1 protein-coding gene is annotated in these 329 nt (G+C 63.5%); it reads right to left on the bottom strand.

Annotated elements, in window-relative coordinates:
- The coding region (locus EP376_RS22775) for a DUF3168 domain-containing protein (protein ID WP_164745071.1) at positions 1–242 on the bottom strand (242 nt) is incomplete at its 3' end.
- Between the last annotated feature and the right edge of the window lie 87 nt (positions 243–329).

Below are 329 nucleotides of genomic sequence, written 5' to 3' on the forward strand. Positions count from 1 at the left end.
TGCGCTTCCTTCTTGCCCTTGCCTTTCGACCAGACATGCAGCGTCAGCAGCTGCTCGGTGCCGCTCTCGGTGCCCGTGCTCCAATCGTAGATGCTGGTCCGGCCGAAGGTGATGTAGGGAAACGGAACGTTCGGCGGCGCGTGGTCGTAGACGCGAGCGCTGCCAAGCAGCGCAAGCACGCCGGCATCTCCGGACAATGCCGTGTGGATGGCCTTCTGGACTTCAGCGGCTGGCGCGGTCATCGCGGCGTGCCTTCAGTCGGGGTGTTGTCGGTGCTTCGGTCGAGACCTTTGTATCTCGCCTGGCTTTCGCGGCGCTTTCGATCTCCT

The sequence above is a fragment of the Alexandriicola marinus genome (genome assembly GCF_004000435.1).
Classification (GTDB): Bacteria; Pseudomonadota; Alphaproteobacteria; order Rhodobacterales; family Rhodobacteraceae; genus Alexandriicola; species Alexandriicola marinus.